The sequence below is a fragment of the Pseudomonas capeferrum genome (genome assembly GCF_000731675.1).
GTDB classification, from domain to species: domain Bacteria; phylum Pseudomonadota; class Gammaproteobacteria; order Pseudomonadales; family Pseudomonadaceae; genus Aquipseudomonas; species Aquipseudomonas capeferrum.
In genome coordinates this window covers 346,995-347,250 of sequence record NZ_JMIT01000005.1, presented here as the reverse complement: position 1 = coordinate 347,250, position 256 = coordinate 346,995, and the positions used below count along the sequence as shown (strand labels likewise).

1 protein-coding gene is annotated in these 256 nt (G+C 60.5%); it reads left to right on the top strand.

Annotated features, from left to right (window positions below; translation table 11 throughout):
* On the top strand, positions 1 to 256 hold a 256-nt coding region (locus tag PC358_RS27850; protein WP_162181165.1), incomplete at both ends, for an immunoglobulin-like domain-containing protein.

Below are 256 nucleotides of genomic sequence, written 5' to 3'. Positions count from 1 at the left end.
CACCTCGGGCTTCGTGACTGTCACTGCTCCGGACAACGTTTACACCGGTACCAACGATCCAGTGATCAAATCGATCGCCAGCGTCGACGGCGCCGATGTCGGCAAGTTCGAGAACCTGGTTCTGGACAAGACGCCGGTCAGCACTGCTGTTACCGACGAGCCTGGCTCGGGCACCCCAGGCACTGGCAACGGTGGCGACCTGGTCAAGGTCACCATCACTGCCGACCAGGTCTCGGTCGCTGAAAACGTTAAACCG